The 2054-nt window shown below is 38.9% G+C and carries 1 protein-coding gene; it reads right to left on the bottom strand.

What is annotated here, in order from left to right:
- Positions 1 to 979 precede the first annotated feature (979 nt).
- Positions 980 to 1543: a hypothetical protein gene (locus CK510_RS29690; RefSeq protein WP_095725030.1), complete on the bottom strand. Its 564-nt coding sequence runs from the start codon at positions 1541 to 1543 to the stop codon at positions 980 to 982.
- Between the last annotated feature and the right edge of the window lie 511 nt (positions 1544 to 2054).

Raw genomic sequence — 2054 nt, 5'->3', positions numbered from 1 at the left:
GTACAAAAGAGTTATGTTGTGTATCAACGTAAATACGTTATTTCAGGCTTTTCTCAACTACCCTTCCTTGGTGGGAAGCCGAAAAATCAAGGTCAAAGCAGTGAAAACCATACCCCCCTATTTTGATTTTTCTGTCAATGCGTAAGTCCTGAGCATGATAAAAACTAGTACAAATAAATTAGTTTTGACTCAAAAAAATGAGCGAACGGACAGTTAACTATCTACTTACAACCTCAATAGAAAATCCCTCATCAGCAGATGGTGGCTGAAAGAAGCTGGTTATATGACCAATACCTTCGCCAAAACGGAGTATCACAAAAACCGTGCAAAATCATAGGATTCCTGAAAAATAAGGGTTTTATTTTCAGCCGACGGCAAAAGCTTAAAACCCTTATGGGCTAAAGAACATAAATAAAACCCTCTACGGGAAAATCAGCACCATGTTTATACAGCTTTTAGTTTTGCCAAAAAAACAGAAACCCTTAATTTACCGTGGAGACTGAAAGCTTTATTTCTCGTAAAATGGCGAAGGTATTGCTTTGAGAGACGCGTTTGATGACATAGCCCTTACCTACCACATTATTCTTACTTTGTCAAATTATCAGGTAAGTTATTCTTGCGCGATTCCTTAGTGCAAACGCTGAAAGCGCTCGAAGAACGAGTGATGAACCTGGAAACTATTTATACTAGCCTTCCAGAGATGGTAAAACCGTTGTCACTATCTGATACAAAGGACGTTTATTGAATTTAAAAACAGCAATAGTTCTAGTAGGCTGTCAATTATATTTTGACGGTTATGTACAAACCCACAATCCTGTAGAGCGGGTCATGGGTGGCGATCACAACCCAACATAAGTGGAAGAAACTTGCGCTGTAAGAAAATCAAAAAGTACGATTTTATAAGCCTTTCAGCGCAAGTTTCTTAGAAGACGTAGCAGTGCGACGTCTCTACAACCGTCATTTTTATCTTGACAGACTACTAGGGAAGATTTTCGCGGGTGATAACTCCATCCAATTGAATATGGTCCCAATCACCACTTTTAATTGGTTGACCAGCGTAATAAAACTGTACACCTTTAATCCAATTACCTCGATCGTTTGGTTGGACAAAACTACGTGTGAGCGTCACAGTTGTCGCATAGCCACCCGCGCTACCTTGGAAATAGCCATAGCGCCAACTTTTTCCCGAACAACCAGGAATCGCTGGGGGTTTATTAGCGGTTTTCACCCAAGCATGTTCGTCTAAGTTAACTGTTGCAATACCGTTTTGTAGGCTTTTGATTTCGATTGGTAAATCGCAAAATTTATAGCGGGAAATCAGGGTAGATAATTTCTCCAATTGTTGGGTTTGATTAAGTTTGGAGTCAAAGCTGACGTACAAATCAGTTTCTACGGTGTTGGCTTGTGTGTCCATGCCGTATATTGTCAGATTTTTGGTATTTTTTGGGGTTCGGTAGGAATTTTCTGTCCACATTCCGCCAGCAAATGCGATCGCCGCAGTTGCAAGTAAACCTAACCAAAAGGCATATCTATTCTTTAACATAAATATATTAACCTCTCTTTTTTAGCATCTGGGGTTGGTAAGTCAACACTCACAGGATGCACTCCTGAGATTTGGTATAGAGGGAATTGAAAATAAGCTATATTTAATAGGCTATATAGGACTTCTACCTGATTTCTGAACGGAATTTTGAATAAAATCATTATAAAACGGCATTTTCAGTCTCAGTATGCGTTCAAAATTCAAATCGGATTCCTATATCTATGATTAGTTTAGAAAATAAGTTTGAGAAACTTGTGAGGACGGTATCAATTTGATGGTTGGGAGTTCTTTGCACGTATCAGGATTTATTGCCTTTTCCCCATTCCAAAACTGACCGCCACTTAAGTGGTAGTTGAAAATAAATGTTACATTCTGAAAATCCCAAACCATCGTAAGTCCTAACTCTGTCCATAAGTGGCTACGCAAAATTAAATATATATTGTTCATTTCAAACATTTTAATTGGTGCGATGGTCGAAGACCGGGCTTTGCCCATCGCAAAATCTCGTTAT

Source organism: Brunnivagina elsteri CCALA 953 (assembly GCF_002289455.1).
GTDB classification, from domain to species: Bacteria; Cyanobacteriota; Cyanobacteriia; order Cyanobacteriales; family Nostocaceae; genus Brunnivagina; species Brunnivagina elsteri.
This window is presented reverse-complemented; position numbering and strand designations above follow the sequence as displayed.

Bases quoted from the DNA above. Each gene is read 5' to 3' on its own strand.
- CK510_RS29690 (WP_095725030.1), bottom strand. From the start codon at position 1,543: ATGTTAAAGAATAGATATGCCTTTTGGTTAGGTTTACTTGCAACTGCG.